Annotated in this window: 1 protein-coding gene (running past both ends of the window); it reads left to right on the plus strand. The window is 68.9% G+C overall.

The coding region annotated (locus tag ON34_RS03965) for a protein phosphatase 2C domain-containing protein (RefSeq protein WP_157172163.1) crosses the window boundary (this coding region is incomplete at its 3' end): on the plus strand, window positions 1–21,847 show 21,847 of its 42,163 nt. The annotated region is longer than the window, extending 14,316 nt past the left edge and 6,000 nt past the right edge.

A 21,847-nucleotide genomic window follows, 5' to 3' on the forward strand; every position in this document is an offset into this window, starting at 1 on the left:
GACCAGGACGTTGCTTCGGTGGGTCCCGATGCCGCAGGCCAGGACTTGGACCAGGTGGCCGAGAAGCACTTGGCGGCCTTGCGCGCCCAACGTCCGCAGCTTGCCGCACCGGTCGAGGCACTGCTGCGGGACCTGGGTCTGAATATCCCGACCGAGGCGCAGCTGCATGGCGGATTCCGTGCCTTGCTGCGGCAGGTGCACGAAGCCGCGGCGAACCGGCAACCCGGACCGGACGGGCAAGCGCGGCCGACCGAGCAAGAGCTGCATCAGCTTCGGGCGCTGCGCGACCACGCCATCGCCGTTGGTGAACTCGAGCAGTTCCTGGCTGCTGGTAAGCGGATCCGCCGGATCGAGGCGGTCTCCGCGGCGCTGCGTCAGGCCAGAGCCGAACATGCCAGCGCGACTGTGCGATTCCGTGATCTATCGCGGACCGCTTCCTTCGACGCCTCGATCGAACTCGCCGGACTGACCGGGCTGACCAGTCTGAAGCCGGATTGGGAGAGTCCGATGTGGCGCAGGGAGCTGCGCGAGGCCGCAACACTACTCGGCATGTCCGAGCGGGATCCGCAGCGGCTCTGGTTGTCTCGCGTTCTGCTCGAGTTCGCCGATGCCGCCGATGCGCGAGCGGACTGGGCGCGGCGGGTGCGCACCCTCGACCGGCACACGCAACAACTCGACAGCGCGGCCGGGAAACTGCGGCGCGCCAAGGAGGAACTCGCCTCGCTCGCCGAACGGCACGCTGGTGATCACGTCACCGTGGCCGCTCGCCGCCGGGAATTGTCCGCGCAGATAACGGAACTCGACGCAGCGCTGACGGACACCCTGGTCCGCGTTGGTGACGACATCGAGCGGTGGCGACCCGCCGACGCCAACGGCGGCGCCCGCCCACCCGCTGACCCGACCAACGGGGTGCGCCGCCTACCCGCTGGCCCGACGGACACGGTGCGGCGCCGCCCGCCCGGCCGGTTGTCGGCCGATCTGTCGGCCGCCGATTTTGCCGACGGCTCGACACCGCCGCAACGCCCGGCCATGCCGCAGGTACGGCACCTGCTCGGGGATACGCCGCAGCTGTGCGCGGCCGAAGGATTATGGTTCGGCGCGAAAGTTCTGCGGCTGCCGGTGCATCCGCCGTCGTTGCAGGACAAGAAGCTGCAGCTGGCAGGCATGAGCCCGAAAGCGGTGGCGCTGGCTGCCGGCGCGAAGTGGCAGCCGGGCGGGTTCGATTCGCTCGACGAGATGTACGCGATCGCCGAACGTGGCGGGGCTGTATTCGGAGCGGTGGACTTCGGGGATGCCGGCGCGCACCTGTTCGTGGTGTACCGAGGATCCGACGGGCACGTGCGGGTGCACGAATTCGTCGGGAACGCGGTGCACGACGTGCGGTTCGACGAATGGGACAAACCCGAAGGCCCGCTGTACGGCATCGTTTTCGACGAGCACCGCAGGCCCGTGCACAAGCTGCAACCGGGCGAGCAACCTGCGGACAACCCCGGCGTGGACCACCCGGCCCGCAACCTGGGCGCTCGCTTCCCTCCCGGCGACGACCCGCCGGAACCCGACGACGACGGCGCGGCGGATCCCCCGCCGAAGTTGGGCGCCGGCCTTGCGGAGCTGCGACGGTTGGCCGGTGTCCAGCACCGGATGATGCAACAGCAGCTTCCGTCGCTGTTTGCGGAGCCCGTGGATGTTGCGGCCTTGCTGGAGGATCCGGAGGGGGAGCCGCCCTTCGAGCGGGATCGCTGGCTGGCCGCCCGCGACGAAGCACATCGGATGCTGAACGCGCTGATCGAGGTCGTTCCGCTCAGTGCGCAACAGCGCGCGGCTTTCCTGCTGCCACCGAACCTGCACGACACCCTGTCGGTGCTGCGCGCACTGGCGAATTTGGCCGAGTGGGCTGAGAAACCACCCGAGGTGGCAGAGGCAGAAGAGAACTTCAGCGCGCTGTACCGTGCGATGACGTTCGTCGACGACGCCCGGCGCTTCCGCGCCTGGGAACGCCGTATCGAGGCCGCGGACAATGCGTTGCAGGCTGCCTACACCCGCCGCGAACTCGGGGAGATCTCCGAGCAGGAGTACACCGCGACAGCCGCCGACCTGGTGCGCTTGGACGACCTGGCTCGGGCCGTGCTGGCGGCGGAGCCGGTCGGCGTGCCCACCGTTGCCGGACAGCCGGTCAACCTGCAGTTCTACGGCTTGACCGCCGATGATCTGCGGACCGTGGTAGGACAGCGCAAGCGCGCCGAGTTGCAACAGCGGCAGAACGTGGTCGAGCAGCAGTTGCTCGATCAGCTCGGCCGGGACACAGCGCCGACCAATGCGGAGCTCGAGCAGCTGTTGTCGGACCGGATGGACTCGGTGCGCAAAACGGCGCTCGAGTACGCCGAACTACGCGCGTTGACCGATGCACTCGTCGCTGTCGAGCAGTCGATCCACGAGGCCCAGGAGGCTACCGAGACATTCGACGCGGCATTGGAATTGGCGCAGACTCCGCAAACGGATTCCGGTGTCACAACAGGTGAGAACCTCGACCGGTTCGCCGCGGACATCACCGTGGAACACGACCGCGCCGCGCAGTTGGCTGCCTTTGCCGCCGACGAGCTCGCCGAGGCGTCCCGGGGGCGACTACAGCCGTCCGAGTTCAGCGAGGTCCGATTGTTGACCGAGTTGAATCGTGCGAAGACGAGAATCGCCCGAGCGGAAGGGATACCGGCCGCCGCGGTGACCCCGGCCCTGGTTCAGGAGATACTCGACCGGGCGCAACCGGGGTCCGCGGAGGTGCCCGCCCAGACCTACCAGCTGTTGCAGCAATTTCTCGAGCACAGGAACCGAGCGCGTCGGCTGACGACCTGGTCGACGGGATTGGACGCGCTGGCCGCGGCCCGGCGGCATGCGCACGCGCGACAGCAGGCCGCCGCCGACCGGTACACGGCCGCGCGCGGCCTCTATCGGCTGTGGTTCCCCGATGCCCCTGCCGCCGAGCGGATCCCGGTGGATCCCGAAGGCTATCGGGATTCGAAGAGCCTGCAGGACATGAAGCAGGATGTGTACGTGCGCCGGGCCCGCCTGGATCAGGCGATGGGGCGGAGCGGCAAGACCGCTGCCGAATTGGCCCGTCACCGCCGGGTGCTCGACGAACTGCAGAAATCCGCCGAAGAGTACCGCCGCTGGGCGTTGACCTCCCTGCGTCTGGATGTGCAGGTGCGCCAGGTCGATGATGTCGTCGGACGGCGCGTAGCCGCGCTGGAGAGATTCCGCTACATCGACGCGCGGGTGCTCGAGCAGGCCAAGGCCAACGGCATGTCCGAGGCCGAGCTCGGACCTCCGTTACTGTGGCCGCACCAGGTGCGTCGCCTGCGTGACCGGGCGCTCGCCGAAACTCTGGACCTGTTGGTTCAGCAGGGCTCGCAGATCCATCTGGACGCAGCGCTGGCCCAAGCGGGCCAGCTCTCCAGCCTGGTGCCCCTCGCCGACGAATACGTCCGGCTCAACCGGGAACTCGACGATCTCGAAGGCCAGTTGGACCAGGCGCTGTCCGTTGCGACCACCGAGGATGCGCTCGCCGCAGTCGATCGGGGTGCCGGGCCGGGGTTGGTGTCCTATCAGCGTCCGGACACCGGAAGCTGGGTCACCCCGGTGGGTTCGCTGCTCGCCCATGAGCTCAACCAGTGTGCGCGGGCGACGCTCGGTGACATCGCCGAGGTGTACGGGATTCCCGTCGAGACGCTGTTGTCGAAGCTGGGCGAACCCGACATGGCGGGGACATTCGTCAGTCGGGTCGAGCAGGCACTGGGGCAGCTGACCCCACAGCGTCAAACGCTCAAGGCACAGCAGGTGGCCGATGTCGCCGACCTGGACGAGATGTTAGGCGAGTGGGCTGCCAAGCGCGAGGCTGTTCGCGAGGGCAGCGGCAACAAAGTCGGTGCGGTGGTGTTCGTTCCGACCGTGCCCGGTACGAGCGGCAACGGGGAGCTGGGCCACACCTACTGGCTGCTGCGGTGGGTCGACGACAACGGTGACGCGCATATCCAGCGCCGAGACCTTGGCATGGGGGTGTTCGAGGGCGATCTCACTGTCTCCCCGGACGAAGTGGGCCGCGGCGTGTTCGCCCTGTTCCTGGACAGCGAAGGCGCGCCGCACCATGTGTACGCCCGCGACCGGGTTCTGCGACTGCGTGACAACGACGAGGACTTCCGGGTCGGGGCCGCTCCGGGCTTGCCGCCGGACATGCAGTCGGCCGGGATCGACGCCGCGCCGCCCGAACTCCGATCGATGCTGCGGGAGGTCTTGACCCGGGCGGGAGCGCCGAGCCTGCAGGCCGTGTTGTTCCCCGGGGACAGCGACGAGAGTGTTGTCGAACTGGCGCAGCGGCGGGGCCGGGTCGTGACCGAAATCTGGGACACGGCAACCCGAATGGGTTTGCAGGACGAGCTGCTGGATCACTACCCCGAGCTGCTCGGCGCGGTCGGCGAGCTGTCCGCCGAGCCGTTGCCCACCCATCTCCAGGAGATGCTACGGCAGGACGTTGTCCGGCACCGCGTGCGTGGGATCGACTGGGACGACGCGCAGCGCCTGCAATCCGAGCAGCTGGAATTCGCCGACCAGGTTCTCGTCGACCAGGTAACCGAGATCGCGGAGGAGGTGGCAGGCGAACACGGCCTGCCGCTGCGGCTACGGTCAGCCGAACACCTGCCGGATATCGGCTCGGACGGCGAGCAGGTCGCGCACGGTGGCCGGTTCCAAATGCGGCTGGAGATCGGCGACGCCGCCACCGCGGACACCGTGATCTACTGCCAGCCCGGCGCCATGACCGACCCGGAGGACGTGCAGCCGATCGTCAGCGGTGCGGTTGAGGATCTGCACGCGCAGCAACGGAAATCGTCCGGCACTGTGGCGGTGGTCGTGCTGGTCGACTACGACTTCCGTGACAGCAACCCGCCCCAGGGATCCTGGCACGATGTCCTCGACGCACGGCGGCGCGCAGACGTCACAAGGCTGGTGCGACACGTCGCGGCGGCGAACGCGGCCAGACAAGCCCGTGGGTCGGGACGCGCGCACACCGTCCTGCTCACGGGCGAGTTCGACGGCGGTGACGTGGTTGCGGCCGCGAGCCTGGTGCCCGGCATGCGCGCCGAGTTCGACGGCGAGCCAGCCGTCAGTCGGCGACCCTGGGACCTGCTCGTGGAACGCACAGAGTTCACCGACGAGCAACAGCGCAACGCCGACGAGGTGCTGGTCGCGTTGCTGGCGCTCGAACCCGGATTCGAACCGCGCGCGTGGCAGGTCGCGCGGACGTTGGCGGGCAAGGCCGGGATGCTCGACGACCTCCTGGCTGTCGCACCGGAGCAGCTGGGCAATCTCGCGGGCGCGCCGCTGTCTGCGCGTCATACCGCCACCATGATCCTGCTCGCCGAGGAATTGCGCCGTGCCGAGCAGCAAGCAAGCGGACACCGGGTGGAGTCGCTCGCCGACACCCACCGGACCCTGACCCGGCTGGTTCGCTCGGCGCATTTCCTGCCCGGTGCGCCGAAGATATCGGTGCTGTCGCTGGATTTGCCGGCCTACCAAGGTGCGGGTGCGGACTTCGTCGTGGTCGGCGATGTCCAGGAAGCGCAGCACGTCGAGGTCCACATGGCGGCGGGCAGCAAGAATCCGGTGTCGCTGGAGGAGATCGGTCGAATAGCGCTGGCACGGCATCAGCAGCTCGCCGACGCCAACCCGGGCAAGTCGGTGGCGACAGTGATCTGCCGCGGCCCGAACACCCGCAATCTGGTCGACCACCTCGCCGGTGTCTTCGAGTCGCGGGCGCTCGCCGCTATCGAAAACGCGCAACCGATGCCCGCGGTCACCTATCGGGTGCACGACCACGACAGCCCGCGGACGGCGGACCCGGATCTCGGCACCGCCCTGGTGGCCTCGGCAATTCGAGACGCGGTATCCCGCGCGAGCCGGATGGCGGCCCTCGCGCAGCGGGTCGCACCGCGGAAGTTGGCCGATGCGCTGAATCCGGAATCGGCGCTCCGCGCGAAATGGCGCGAGCAGTACCACTTCGTTCGGAAACAGGTCGCCGAGCAACTCGGCGTGCCTGTCGCGGTGCTGGCCGACGAGGTGCTGGTTGCCCAGACGGTGGCCGACCTGGCCGCCAAACCGGATCCGACCCCCATCGAAGAGGACTTTCTCTGGCTGCAGCAGACGCTGGGGATGATCACGGACATCGAACGTGCCGGCACCAGAATCGCGCACCTGGTCACCCTGGAGCGGGCGATGCGGGCTGCTCGGGATCACGCCGATCATGGGCTCGACCCGGAGGCAAGACTCGACGCCGAGGAGCAATCCCAGCGATTGGCTGCTGCCGCACAGCATCTGGATGAACTGGCACGGCGGCTGTTTCTGAAGCAGGACGAGCCGGTGCCGCGGCCCGGACAGGTCCGGGGTCGAAACGTCGACTCGACCGTCTACGGCCTTGACGCCGGACGGCGACGGCAGACCAGCGCGTCCCTGAAACAATTGTCCGACCGGTTCGAATCGAGCCGGCTGCTGCTGAGCTTCTACACCGGCGGCGATCCGGCGGCGCTGAGTGCCGACGAGCTGGCGCCGCTGGACACCGCCCCACTGCCGGATGATGCGATCGCGACCCTGGAACAGGACCGCGAACAGGACCGCGCCCGGTTGGTCCGGGAATTCGAGGACACCGGTCACCTGCTGAAGCTGGCTGCCGGGATCGACGCGCACGACGTCACCTTGTTCCTGCTCGGTGGCCTGCTGGACAACGAACTGGGCGATATCGCCCGAGCGGCGCAGCCGCGCCCGCGTTCACCTCGGCCCGGGCTCGGTGACGACCTGATCGCCCTGCGCCGCGACAACGAAGCGGCGCTGGCGCGAATGTGGGACCGGGTGAACGCCGAGGCGCACCGCGCGACCGCCGATCAGATCACGAAGATCGACGCGGCGGCCCGGGCGTTGCGCGACGCGCATCGGCAGCGGGCGGCCGCCAAACGGCGGTTCTCGAGTCGGCTACGCGACTTCGGGCATCTGTACCCCGACGACATCGTCGGCATCGACGGCCTCGGGTGGGGGCCGGATGTGCTCGACCAGCTGCGCGATGCGCGTGCCGACTTGTTCGGCGTCGGCCCCGACTGGGCCGCGCGTGATGCGCTGCTGCGGCAGCTGATCAAGGCCGCCGAAGACCACGCCGGATGGCAGGACCTGGTCGACCGGCTCGATGACCGGGCCGGTCAGGTCAACGAGCTGGCCCGGCAGCGGCGCGAAGCCGACACCGACCTGGTAGCGCACATCGCCGAGTTCGAGGACCTGCTCGACAAGACCGGGACCCGGGACCAGTTGGGCACGGTCGAGCCGCGACCGGAACCGGCTCGGCAGTTGCGCACGGATCAGGCCGGGCAGCTGCTGGCGCTGCTACCGGACGAGCAGCGGGTGGCAACACCGGAGGAGCTGACCGCCGAGCAAGTGTGGCTCCTGGATCTGGCACCGGACCAGACCGAGGCCCGGCTTGCGGCGCAACGGTTCTTGCAATTGGACAAGCTGGTCGACACCGTGGTGGCGATCGCGGACCGAATCGACGCCATCGCCCGGCGCGACCGGGAACTGAACGACGGCTTGGACGAGATCGCGTCGCTGGTCGTCGAGGAAGCACCGGGCTACGGCACGCAACCGCCGTCCGCGCCCACCGACGGAATGGGGATTCCCACTCAGCCACCGCCCGCCGCACCCACCCCGAACGGTGCCGGCGACGCGCTCTGGGTCGGTCCGTCGAGCGAGGCTCAGCAGATTCACCTGGCCGGGGTGCCGAAGATCTGCGCCGTCGACGCGCTGTGGTTCGTCAAGGAAGTCCTCGGCGTGCAGATCACTCCGCCGTCGATGTTCGACACCGCGATCCATGCCAATGGCATGATGCCCGCGGATATCGCGAAAATACTTGGTGCGCAATGGCATCCGAACGGGTTCGACGATCTCGAATCGATGCGCAAGCGGGCCGCGCGCGGCGAGGTCGTGCTGGGCACGGTCACCCATGGCGCGGTCGGCGCCCATATGTTCGTGTTGTACCGCGGCCCCGGCGGCGCGGTATGGGTGCACGAGCGCAGGGGCCACGAGGTCATCGACAAGCCGTTCACCGAGTGGGACAAGCCGAGTGGGCAGTTGCACGGCATTGTGCTGGAGCGCCGTCCGGACGTGCGCCTGGCGCCGCAGCGGCCGCTGGGCGAAGGCGATCTCCCCGGTGAGCCCGGGCGGGACATGCCGGGGGTGCCGGTGGCAGGCGACCCCGATCCGCAAGGGGAGTCCGCCGCCCGCCGGGAAGCGGTGCGCGCCGCTGTGGCGCGGGCGGGTCTGTCGGACGTAGGGGAGCTCGTCCATCCCGCGGGCGCCCGGGTCGACCCGGCCGCTACGCGGGCTATGGCGCGGGGGGCGGTCCAGTTCTGGGATCACACAACCAGCGCGCATCAGAACACCGATATCCGTGAGGTTTTCGCCGCCGAACACCCGGAGATTTTCGGCGCCACCGAAGTCGTACCGAGCCAGTTGCAGAACCGGCACAACCGGACCGCGCTTTGGAACGAAGTCGAGGTGCTGCGTGAGCGTGCACGCCACCGTGTGCTCGATGCCGACGGGCATGCTCGGCTAGAGGAGTTGCAGGACATCCAGCAGGCGTTGAAGGTCGCCGACGCCCGCGGCAAGGCGCTGGGCCTGCCTGTGCACCTGGTCTCCTACGGCGACGGGGTCCTGCAGATCGAATTCGGCGACCGCAAAGCCGTTGCGCAACACCAGGTCTGGTTCGTGCCACGCAATGCTGCCGGACCCGCTGAGCTGATTGCGCGGGTGAACGAGGCCGCCGACCTCGCACAAGTGGAGAACCTGCCCGACCGGGTCACGGCCACGGTCGCGGTGCTGCGGTACGGCGACAGGGGCGCTTCGGCGGATACGGTCACCGCGGTCGGTGAGAACCTGGTGCACCGGATCGTTTTCACCCAGGTGACGCACGAAATCCGGGCGCCCCGGCAACCGGCGCCGACGGTCGAAGTCGTCTGCCGCGAGGACGGGGTCGCGGTGTGGGATTCCGTGGCGGACCGCCTGCCGGACGCAGGAATGGACCCCGAACACGTCCTGGCTCGGGCCCGGCAGTGGACGCGGGCGCTACCCGGTGTCCCGGCGCTCGCCCTGCGCTCGACTGGGCAAACAACATTCGCGACCGTCGGCGACCCGCGCACCGCCGACCAGGTGGTGGTGTTGGTGAACGGGCAGCCGGGCGCACTGTCGCTGCGCATCGGCCTGCGGGACGCGACCGGGGTATACGCCGAAGAACGCAGGACACACCCCGACCGATCAGTGGCAGTAGTGGTGTTGCAGGCCGACGACCCGGCCCTGCTGGCCGCCGATCTCGCGAACCTCGCCGCGGAGCGGACCGGGGCGGGCGCGATCCGGCTGCACGCCGACCGATCCGACCGTGCCCTGGTCCGGGCAGCGCTGGCCGATGAGCGGGCGGCCCAGCACCGCAGCGCCTTCACCCGGCCGGTGCCGTTCGGCGCCCAGCGGCGCACCCGCCGGATCATCGATGCGGTGGCCGCGATGGGCCGCAGGATCGGTGGCGACCGGTCGGAGCAAACGATTGCCGTCGCACCCCAGTCGGGTGTCTACCTGGACGAGCTGCGCGCGGTGGCGCCGCCCGCGCGTGCGGCGAAGATCGACCTCGTCGAATCCGCGATTTTCCGGGCTCAGGCCCACTTCGAGCTGAATCTGTTGACCGGCGCTCAGTGTGAGCTGCTGCTCGACGGGTTGTCCGAGTTGCGTGAGCAGGCGGCGACGATCGACGACCACCGCAGGTCGATGCGGACCGGGGATGACAGCGAACTCGACACCCTGAGGCGGCTCATAGCCGACTTCGACACCAGGTTGGACCGGCTGCTGCGGACCGCGCGGGAGTTGGGTGTGCTCGACGAGCGCACCGCAGCGCCGGCCTCGGCAACCGGCGGGATGTGGTTGTTGGGGCAGATGCTCGAGCGGCAGCGCACCGACCTGCGCACGCTGCTCGGGAATGAGGGCGTGACCCTCGGAGCCGTCAGCGGGAAGGTCGCGGAACTGGCGAAAGTCCGCCTCTCGCGCGGCATCTGGGCCGAGCGGTTGGCGTCGGTGTCGGGAGTTCCGGTGTCACGGCTCACCCCGGCCCGGGTTTCGCAGTTGGCCCAGCGGTTCGACGACCAACATGAACTCGGTGAGCGCATCGCGATGGCGCGTTTGTGTGCGTTGGTAGACAACGAGATCGCGGAGCTGGAACAGATCGTCGCGATCGCCGACCAGATGGACGGCCTGCGCAACATGCACGCCGCCCTGCGCCAGGCACAGGCGCGTGCCGAGGTGGCCGAGGAGCACCTGGCCAGACGCCGGGACGACCTCCAGCAGCGCTATTCCGTCGACTGGTTCCAGCTTCTACCCGACCGGCTCGAGGTCGCCCACTTGACCGCGGTATACCAGGACGTCCTGGCCTACCGGCCCGAGAGTGGTGCGGCGGGAACGGTCGCGGAGATCAGGCACGACCTGCAGCAGTTGATCCGCCACGCCGAGCTGCGGGACAGGTTGGCCGCACAGGTGCGCCGGCTGCAGGAGCATGCCGAGCGGCTCGGAGTGTTGGCCGCAGAGCGGCTGCGGGTGGAGGAAGAGCTCGACCGGGCCAACGACGCGCTGGCCGAATACCCGGTGAGTGTGGAAATGCGCTGGCAGCAAATACAGTCCGGGCGAACCGGACAGCTGCTTGCGGCGCACGACCAGGCCCGGGTCGCGTTGGCCGACACAATCGGCGCATCAGTGCTGGCCGAACTCGGGCTGTCGGCCGAGCAGCTCACCGTGGCGCAGGTCGAGACCTTGCCGATCACCCGCCGCACTCCGCGGGAGCAGTCGGCGCTCGATGCGCACATCGAATCGTTCCGGCAACTGGATACCGCACTCGCCACGTCGGTCGCGGCCGATGCCGCCACCGAGCAATTGGCTCGCATCGACGCGGCGCTGGCCGACGGGTTCGGCGCACAGCTGACCGCCCTGCTCGTCGAAGAACGCCCGGCTGATGCCTTCGACCACGAGCCTCCGGATACTGCCACCCGGAAACATCTGCGCGGCGCGGATCAGAACACCTGCCTGCTGCAGGCCACCGACGCCGCCTACGCGAAACTCGGCAGGCCGGTGCCGGAGGAACGGCTGCGGTACCGGTCCCGCCTGCCAGGGACGGACGCCAGGCAGGCGCCGGAGATCGTCGGATCGGACTGGGAAAAGGACGGTTTCGGATCCTTCCGTGCGCTGCACGACCGGGTGCTGTCCACCGGTGACGTGGTGGTCGCGGTGCTCGGCTACCGCGGTTTCGACAACCCGACCGAGGTCGGTTCGCACGCGGTGACCGTGTACCGGGATGGCGACACCGTGATGGTGATCGACAACGGCGAGGAGACTTCGTTCTGGGATTGGGCGTCCCGCCAGCGCGGCGTGGACAGCCTGGCCGGCATGGCGCTGAAAGCCGACGGGACCCCGGCCCGGCCGCTCGGCCCGGACGGCAAGTCGCAGGCGGTCGCGGGCCTGGACTTCAAGAACGTCCGCATCGGTGCCAGATCGGCCGAGCTACCCGGGTATGTCCCGCCGCGCCCGGGATTGCCGACCATCGACCCTCGCTACACCGACGAGCACTTGAACGCGGCGCAGGACGCGTGGCGCGATCTGCTGCGGCTGGCGGACGAATCGGTCGCCGCCGCCGATGCCGCAGGCCGGTTCGACGCGCTCGAGCCTGCCGAGCGGGCGCACGCGCGCCGCAGGCTGCGCCTACAGCAGATCGAACAGCGGTGGAACGCACACAGTTTCGCCGACGACCGGGACGCGATCCTGCACACCATGGCCGACGAGCTGGTTGGCCAGGACCTGCCGGATCCGTTGCGCGACGCGGTGAACCGGATGCGGCTGGTCCGCGAACGCGACCTGCTGCGCGCTGCCGACCCCACCCCGGAGAACACCGCGCGGCTGGCGGAACTGGACGCCTGGGCCGACCGGCTGACAGTGGCCGAACGCTGGGCCGCGCATTTGCCCGGACATCCGCCGGTGCGGTTGCTGGCGTTCCCGCGGGCCGGCGAGCCGGGGCACCCGATGCTCGCCGTCGGTGAGGTGCGCCGGGCGCGGAAGCTGTTCGTGCAGGTCGCCGAGGGTACGGTTCCGCCGCCGCCGGTTGCCGACGAAGACGACTACCCGGTCACGGATCCGGATCTGGCTCGGATGATGAACGAGGTGACACCGGTCTATCCCGGTGACTCGTTTGCGGCGGTATTGAGTTACCCGACCGATGACGTCACCCTGGCCCGGCAGCTCACCGAACTCGTCGTGACCCGTGACGAATCCGCCGAACCGCCGGACAGTATCAACCTGTTGGCAGCCAGCACACAGACCAGGGCTCTCGCCCTCGCGACCATCCGGATGACCGGACTCGACAGTCGGCTGCAGTCGCTCGCGGTCTCGGTCGTCCGTGCTGAGCTCGCGGTCGAGACACTCGTGCCGCCGCCGCATCCGCACAGCTCGCTGCTGGTGCAGGATGGGGAAGGGTGGCGCGGGGTACAGAAGGACCCCGCCGCGGTGGTGCTCACCGCGCTGGAATGGGCCGGGATAGGCAGTATCCGCGGCATGCTGCCCGCCCCCGACGCGGACCTGGCCGAGCTACGCCGCTTGGCGGCGGCCAACGACGAAGCCTGGCGCACCTGGCCGCCGTACGTGCACAGGATCCTGTTGGAGCTGCACCCGGAGATCTTGGCCGAGGCTCCCGGGCTACCCGTGGCGATTCGCGACGTGGCCGGACAGGTTGTCCTGTTCACCGAAGGCTTTTCCGATCGGACGGACCAGGATGAACAGTGGGCTACCGGTCACAAGGCCATCCACGGGATGCTGTCGGCCGTGGTGCGCAGCGGAGTTCCGGTGCAGGGACTCTCGCACCGGGTGGACGGTGACACCCGGGAAGTGACCATGGCGTTCGGGGACCCGGACACCGCAAAGCAGGTGTACTGGGCGGTATTCGACGACGCCGTGCTGAGCTCCGGAGTGCGCTCGGCAGTCCGGGTATTCCAGAACCTGGACGACGGCGACACCGCGTTCGTCGCACTGGTTCGTGGCCATGGGCGCAACCCGGTCACATCCGCCGAGGACCGGGCCGCCGCTGCCGCGGAGCAGCTGGAACGCCTGATCGCGGAGCGCAACGCCGTACGCCGTGGGCAGGACCCGTACGGCCGCCGACCGGAAAACCACCTCGACAGCACGGTGACCGGGTCCGAGGGCATGTCGGTCGCTGCGCTCGCCTCGGTACGGCCGGACCGGATGTTCGACGACATCGACACGGTGATCGCCGACGACGACGACAACTCCTGGTACGGAAACCCCGAGCGGCAGCTGCGGGTCGAACTCGACGCCGCACGTATTCGGCGCCAGAGCTCCATCGATGACATCGCCCGGCTGTTGCGCGCAGCCGGCCATCGCGTCGGCAAGGCCGAGCTGGCGCCCGATCGCGTGATGGACACTGTCCGCGAGGTGCTGCTGCGCGCCGGCGATCTGGATGACCGGACCAGCAATGCCCTATTGCCCCTGGCGCTTCGGGTGGTGATCGCGGACGCGGCAGAGCGCCGCTATAAGCAATATCTCGGCACTGCCCGCGATCGCGGACACTGGGTGGCGTCCGATACGGATGCGACCATGGAATTGGTTGCGGCGCAGGTTCGTAGGCTGCGTCAGCGGCAGTCGACCATCGAGCTGATCGAGTCGCTGGCCGAGGAGATGGCTCGAGAAGACCCGACCCCGTACACGCGCGATGAACTGCGTCGGGCGCTGGATCTGCCGTTGACTCTGGACCACATGGACACCGAGCTGCGCGCGGCCGCACAGGAAAGCAGGCCGGACCCGGTCGAGATGCTCACCGCCCTGGTGTTGCAGTCGAACGACGAAGGCCACCAGGCCCGGGCCGAGGCGCTGCTGCGCATGATTCCGGAGTTGGTGATCGCGGACGCCGAAGTCCGGCACTTCGCGCGCCGGGCGCACGTTCCCGGAGTCGACACGCTGCTCGAGCAGTTGCGCGCGATGCCAATGGAATTGGCGATGCAGCGGATGAATCTCGCCGACCACGATTTGCAGCCGGATCAGGTGGATTCGAGCACGCTGCGCGAGGCGCGACGGCAGCGCGCGCAGCTGCACCGAGACGTGGCCATGGCCCTGGGTGTGCCACAGTCGCAGTTGACCGTGCGCTACCTGCACCAGGAGCAGGAACGACTGCTCACCAGCCCCGGCTTGATGGAGGCCGCGGCAGCGGATCTGATCCGCCGGTATCTGCAGCAGCGCAACCTGACCGCGGTGATCGACAGCCACCTGCAGGCCGCACGCCGCAACCGGCTGCTGTTGGACCAGGCCGATCGGTTGTACACGTTGGTCCAGCGGCGCGACGACGCGACCACCGTCGCTGCGCGCGCCGACATCGACACCGAGATCCACGCCGTGCTGGCCGAGATCACCGACAGGTTCGAACCGGTCGTCCCCACCACACATGAGCCGCAGCGTCCGTTGCACGACGGTGCGCCCAACTGCGTTCCGGTCGGGGCGAACCGATTGGTGGGCTTCCGGCAGCGGCGCGGCAAACTGCCGGACGACTGGCCGGAGCTGCCCCGGATCACCGACCCGGGTCTGGCCGGGGTGCCGGAACTGGATGCGGCCGAGGCGGTCGACGCCGACTGGCAGGAATTCGCCTCGCTGGACCACCTCGTCGAGCATGTGCGGGGTATCCGTGGCGCCGCGCTCGGTGCCATGATGTTCCGCCACGGCGGCCGCGCCGGCGGGCACGCCTTCGAGATCGAATACGAAGACAACCAGCTGGTCGTCCACGAATGGGTCGACGGCGAAGAAGAGATCATCCGCGGCGATCGCGCCGTGTGGCGGTGGGTGCGAGAACGCAAGGAACTGGGCATCCTGCGGGTGCACGGCATCGTTATCGACGAAAAAGGCGACGCCGCCATCCCGTTCGTGAAAGACGACCGGATGGCGGTCGGCGACGACCGGCCGAACGTCCTGCTGGCCGGGCTGCCGCGCGACGACCGCGGCCCGCCGAACCCGAATGTAGAACGTGATTCCCGCAACCGGGCGGTGCTGCGCGAGCAGATCGAATCGCTTTCCGCGCAAAGGCTATGGGAAAGACACCGGGAGCTGCACAGTATCGAGCGGCTCTGGGAGGTTATCGGCGGCTATGCCGATAACCGAGGGCTCGAGCCACCGCGGCTGCTGGAGTTCAACCAGGACGACCGGGACGCGGATCGCGGCCGGATCGTATTCGAATACGGCGACACCGCTACCGCTGAGACGGTGCTCGGCGTCGTGCTGGACACCTCGACCGATCTGTACATGCTGTGGGACCAGGCCGAGATGATGCTCGACCTGCTGACGGATGCGGAACGGCCTGGTTCGGTGGCCCTGGTCGTGGTGTTCCGCCACGATGACACGACTGCTGTCCGGGGCCGCGCGCCCTACACCGTCGACCTGGCCGCATCCGACGCGGAAGCACTGGTCCGGGAGCTGGACCAGGTGCGGCAGCTCCGTGGGGAGACGCCGCCTCGGTTCGAACTCGTCGGCTACGGCGACGGTGTCGAGGTCGTGCATGCTGCGCAAGGGGCATGGGCGCAGGAGGTTGCGGCCATCCGGGAGCTGCCAGCCGTGGAGCTCGCCCCGTCGGCCTTCCGGCCCGCCGAGTTCCAGCTGCCGCCGCACCAGACGCTCGACACGGCGGCGCAGTCCGCAGCCGATGAGCTGCGCCGGGTATTCGAGCAGCGCGGCCTCACACCGCTTGACGTGATGGCGCTGTGGGCGGAAACCGGTCGCCCAGATCTGCTCCTGGCGGGGGCAGCCGAATTCGTCGCCGAGCTCGACGGTATCCCCGAAACCGCGCGCGAGCAGGCGCTGCGGCAGTGGTTCGCGGCGGCGCTGCAGGATCCGCGCGGTCCGGTCGACGCGTCGCGGCTGGCCGCTTTCCGGCGGGGCCTGGACATCGCCGCAGAGGTCACCAGCGGTTTCGGCTTGCGGCTGCATCCACTGGCGCTGCCGGTGCGGGAAAATTCGAACAGCCGGACTTTCCTGCTGGCCGACCACCCCGAAGACCCGCCGACTGAGATCACGGTGTTCGTCGCCGATGCGCCACCGACTCCGGAGATCTTGCGAAGCGAGGTGCGGGGAACCCTGGAGCGGGCGACTGCACAGATGCTCGATTTGCCGCATGCGGCCGGGCTGTGGCACGGAACCGATGCCGGCCGGCTTGCCGCGGACCTGGCCCGGCTGGCGCTGGCCCATCCCGGGGTGACGATCCGCCTGGCCGCTGCCGTGGATGCCGACGCAGACGCGGGGTTGATCGGCGCCGCCCTGGCCGATGAGCGGCTCGACGACTTCCGGGAGCAATTCGAGATCGGCGAGAGCGAAGCCACCGCCAGGAGTCCGGAACCGGAAGGTCCTTCCTGGCCGCGTGACGCCACCCCGGCGATGCCGCGCGAACAGGTCCTGCCGCAACCGATGCTCGACCCGGATGTGGTGGCCCGGGCTCAGGCGTTGTGGCGCAGCATGTTCGGCGACGCAGCCGCTGCCCGTCCCGACGAGCTGGCGGACAAGTGGGAGACACTGAGCCGCGAAGACCGTTGGCTGCTGGCACGGGGTTTGCCGTGGAAGATCGCCGAACAGCCCGGAATTCCGGCGCGGTGGCGCAATCGTGCCAACCGGATGATCCTGGCGCAGGAACTGTTCGCCCTGGAATGGGATCTGGCCGCCCAAGAACAGGAAAGCGGCGGCGAGGAAGATACCGGCCTGCGCGCCCGGTGGACACAGCTGCACAACCGTGTGATGGAACTCGAGGCTGCCGAGCAGATGGCCGCGCAGTTGCCCGGTCACCCGCCGGTGCACGTGTTGAGTTTGGGGCTGGGTGCGAGGCCCGACACAGAGCTGGACTTCAGCACCGGGGAAGCGGTCGTGACGTTCGGCGACATCGACATCGCCGAACGGGTCAAGCTGACTGTCGGCGGGCGAATCGAGCCGGACAACGCAGGCCAGCTGCTGTCGACCCTGGACCACGCCGGAAGGCTTTTCGTTCCGGGCCAAGCCTCGGTCGCCTATCTGAGTTCGTTCGACCCGAGCGTGGTCGAATCGAGCGAGTCAGCGGGCCGCGCGCTCAACCACAACCTCGTCGAGATGATGACGGTGCAGGGCCGGTATCGGAAAGTCGAGCTCGGGCGGAGTATCGCCGGACTCGAAGTGGACGCGCTGCCCGCAGGCCAGGACATTTTCGATGACGCGCTGAACGACAGATCGATCCTGGAGCGGAGCGTCCTCGGTGTGGAATGGGGATCCGCTCCGGTCGTTCCCGGCGAAGGCGAGACGGCGTACATGTCGCCGGAAACCGCCGACCTGGCCTCGCTGGAACTGGAACTCGAGGGCATCTCGGCCAACTGCACCACCCACGTGGCCCGCTCCCAGCGGGCAACGTGGATGGGTTTGGACCTGCCCGAGCCGGCCGACGCCGGCGCCGACGGCCGCCGGGATACCCAGCTCGCTGCCCTGCTGCGGGCCGGCTATCACCCGGAGCCCGTCGGCCCCGAGGTGATCGACGGTCGCACCGCGCACGACCGGATCGCCGACATGCTGGACCCGATGGGCCCCGGCGCCACTGCCGTGGTTGTCGACCGGAAGGCGCACTTCGACCCGGACAACCCGAACAGGATCGGCGCACACGCCTACGAGATGTACGTGGGCCGGAACGGCGATGTGCGGGTCCGCTCCTGGAGCCAAGAAGATTCGACCGATAGCGCCGCCCTCGAGCCCTCCGCCGTCACCGAGAACGACGAGCTCTACACCCCGGAGGTCGCGGCCCGTCTCCGGGAAGAAGTCCTGGAAACTGTCGTCATCTTCCGCCACGGCAATGGCGAACCGGCAGTGCGGTACACCGCCGCCACAGCCAAGGCCCCGACCAGCGCCGGGGAGAGACTGCCGAACATCGGGCTGGCGCAGGAGGAACAACAGGAGGTTTCGCCGGTCGGCGACGGCGCGGCCTCCGGCGGGCCGGTGCACACCCTGCCGTCCGGGAAGCCCGACCCGACGGCGATGCCGGAAGGAGAGCCGACCCCGTACCCGGCGAAGGCCGGCGAGGCCACCTTGGAGCAGCTGCGGCTCGAGAACGAGGCTGCCGGGCTGTTGGCGAAGCTGGGCTTCCGGATCGAGCAGAACCCGGATGTCAAGGGCGACAAGAACCCCGATTACCGCATCGAAGGCCGGATCTTCGATCACTACGCGCCGCGCACCGAGACGCTGCGCAATGTCATGTACCGGATCTGGGAGAAGCTCGACGAAAAGCAGGCCGACCGGTTGGTGGTCAACTTGTCCAACACCACGGTCACCGCCGACCAGATCCGGGATTGGTTGCGCCGCCGTGGCATGCGCAAGTTGCGCGAGCTGATCGTGATCGACCAGGAGCACCGCGTTATCCACGTCTTCCCGACGTCCACGGTGACCGGACAGGATCGGCCCCGGGCACCGATGCGGCCGCCGGCGGGTTGGGGGATGCCGCGGCAGCGGCAGGGCGACCAGACGGTTGACGACGTGGCCCGGTTCGAGAAGCCGAAACCCGATGCGGCGCTGGAACATCTGGACGGATCCCACCCGAAGATCTGCGGCCCGGCGGCATTGCGGTTCGGCCGCGACGACCTTGGCCTGAACGTGAACCCGCCCGCCTCGGACGATCCCCGGATCAAAGCCGCGGGCATGGGCTGGACCGAGTTCGCGCGCGCGGCCAACGCCGACTGGCACGAGGACGGGTTCGAGTCGGTGGACGCCATCGCCGACCATGTGCGCGAACATGGCGGGGCGGTATTCGGCGCGGTGCAGTTCACCGGGCGCGCCCGCCGCGCGGTCGGCGGCCACGTCTTCGTCATCTACAAAGACAAGAAAACCGGCCTGGTCATGGTGCGCGAGCAACTGGGCGAGCGGGTCGTGCACACCACGTTCGCGAAGTGGGCACAGCCGCGCAACATCTTGGGCGTGTACGGCATCGTCTTCAACGCCGACGGTACCGCGGAACACCCGCTCGGCGCCGACGGGAAGCGGGTCGATGGGAAGCCGACCGCGGTCCGGGCCCGCGACTTCGGCGGCCACGGCAATCTGGGCGCCAGGGCGCCGGACGACAACGCGTCGCCCGGGGAAATCGACGCGCGCAACCGAGAACGATTGCGGCAGGAACTGGAGCGGCTGGACGCCGTGCGCGGCCCGCTCGATCCGGCAGATGCGCAACGCAAAACCGAGCTGGAAGCGGTGCAGCTCACCCTCGATGAGGTGCACGCCCGTGCTGGGACCGTACCCGCGCTGTTGTTGTCCTTCGATGAGGAGGCCGACGAGGGTGGTCGGGGACGAATCGTGCTCCAGTTCGGCAACCCGGCCACCGCACAGAACCTGCAGGTGCACGTGGCGCACACCGCGCGTAGTCGCGCCGGGGTCGTCCACAACGCTGGAGCGATTGTCGATGTCTTTGCCGCCGAACAGCTGTGGGATCCATCCACGGCGCTGATCGCCGTGCTGCCGGTCGACGACGATGATGCGGTCAACGATCGGGCGCCGCACAACGTCGGCATCGACGATCTCGATGCCGCCGCGCTGACCCGCCACTTGGTGACGGCGATCGCCGACCGGCCCGACGGGCCGCCGCGGATCACGCTGGTCGGCCACGGCGACGGCGTCGACGTGATTCAGATGGCGCACCAGCAGCTGGTGACAGAGCTCGACGTGCCGATAGCGGTCGTGGAAGAACGGCCGGTCGCGGTGGGCGCGGATGGGGCAGTGCCCGCGTTCGACCTGACGGAGTACGAATACCCCCAGGCCGAAAACCATCCGGCCGCGCCGTTGCGGCGGATGTTCGAGCGGGAAGGCCTCACACCGGCTGCGGGCGCGGGACTGTGGAATAGCTTGAGCCAGCCGGAAAAGCGTGCCCTTGCCGAGCACGCCGCGGACCTGATCGCCAACACCGATGGCATTGTCGACACGCACCGCACGACGGCGGTGCTGCGCAGGCTCGCCTGGATGATGCGCGCACGGCACGACAACTTCGACTGGGCCGAGGTGCGGCGCCTGAAAGCCATTGTGGCGGCGCTGAACCGGGCCGACCGGTTGACCGGCCAGTTGAGCGGATCCGCGTCGATCCGGCCGATCGCGTTGCCGCTGGGCGAATTGATCGACGACCGTTCGTTCGTGTCGATCGATGAACTGACCACCGCCGACGAGATCACGGTGTTCGTCACGGCGGGCACGCCGAGCCCGGAGGCGCTGCGCGCGGGCCTGCGCCGGGCCAACCACCACCTCGCCGAACAGGAAGGCCTGCCGCAGCGCGGCGGCGGCCGCCGATCGCGCGCCGCAGCAGTGTGGCAGGGTACCGATCCGCAGCGGCTGGCCCGCGACCTGGCCGGGTTGATCGAAGACCGCCGTGTGCGTGCCGAACGCCGTCCCGGCCTCGCGCCCGAACCGGAGATCCGCATCGTGGTCGTCGACGACGCCGACACCGCCTTGGTGCGCGACGCGTTCGACGACGACCGATTCGCTTCCTACCGTGGCGGATTCGAGCCGGACGCACCGGGCGGCGGCCACCGGACCCGGACCGATATCGCCCCCCGGGCGGAGCAGGCTCAACCGCCACAGCCGGACGCCGGACAATCGCAGCGGCAGGTATTGCCGGAAGACCCGCCCAACCCCGAGGCGTTCCCGCGGGCAGCGCACCTGTGGGAGCGGAAGTTCGGCGACTTCGGCAGCTACACCGCTGCCGACATGGCCCCGCGATGGCAGCGGTTGAGCTGGGACGAGCGTTGGATCCTGGTGGAAGGCGCGCCGGAGAAGATCGCCGACCAATCCGGTGTTCCGGCCCGGTGGCGTGACCGCGCCAACCGCAGGCTGCTGAGACGGGAAATTTCGGCGTTGGAAGCGCTGGAGCAGCAGGACGCGCTCACGCCAACCGAACGCGACCGGCTTGCGTTGCTGCGACAGCGGGTGCGAGAGCTGGAAGCCGCCGAACAGCGCGCCGCCTCGTTGCCCGGCCATCCGCCGGTGCACGTGCTGTCGCTCGGCCTGCGCGGATCCGGCCGACCCGATCGGTTGATGGTCGCGTTCGGCGATGTCGACACCGCCAACCGGGTCACCGTGACCGTGGTCGACCGCGTGACCGGCGGGTCGCTGCCGGAGGGCTTGGGCCATGCCGCCGACGACTTCGACGTGAACGCCCGCAGCGATTCCTACCGCAAGCACGCGTCGGTGGTGTATTTCGCCGCCCAGCTGCCGGACGACAGCGCTGGGTTGGAGCTGATCCAAGACTTGCCCGGCCTCGTGCAGCCTCGGCGAACGCTCGGCATGTCCGCGCCGTATGTCGAGGTCTTCGCGTTGCCGGAAGCGGCAGGTTTGACGGATGCCGCGATGAACCTGTCGCGGGCGCTGTACGTCTTCGAAGATGTCGATATCGTCTGGGACGCACATGAACCGGTGGATCGTGCCAACCTGGCCGCCTACCGGGTGCCGGACACCTCCTACGACCTGCCGTTGCTGGAACACGAGCTGGAGGGCCATCCGGCGACCTGCACCACGAACGTGGCCCGCTCCCAGCACCGCAGGTGGCCCCACCTGGTCCCCGAGCCATTGGACGTGCAGACGCTGGACGGCCGCTCGGCGGACGAATACCAGGACATGCTGCGAGCTGGTTGGCACGAGAACGGTTTCGAGTCCGACCAGGATGCGACCGCCCACGACAAGATCGCCGATCACCTGCGTGCCCTCGGCCCCGGCGCGA

This window comes from Nocardia pneumoniae NBRC 100136 (genome assembly GCF_000308755.1).
In the GTDB taxonomy this organism is placed as follows: domain Bacteria; phylum Actinomycetota; class Actinomycetes; order Mycobacteriales; family Mycobacteriaceae; genus Nocardia; species Nocardia pneumoniae.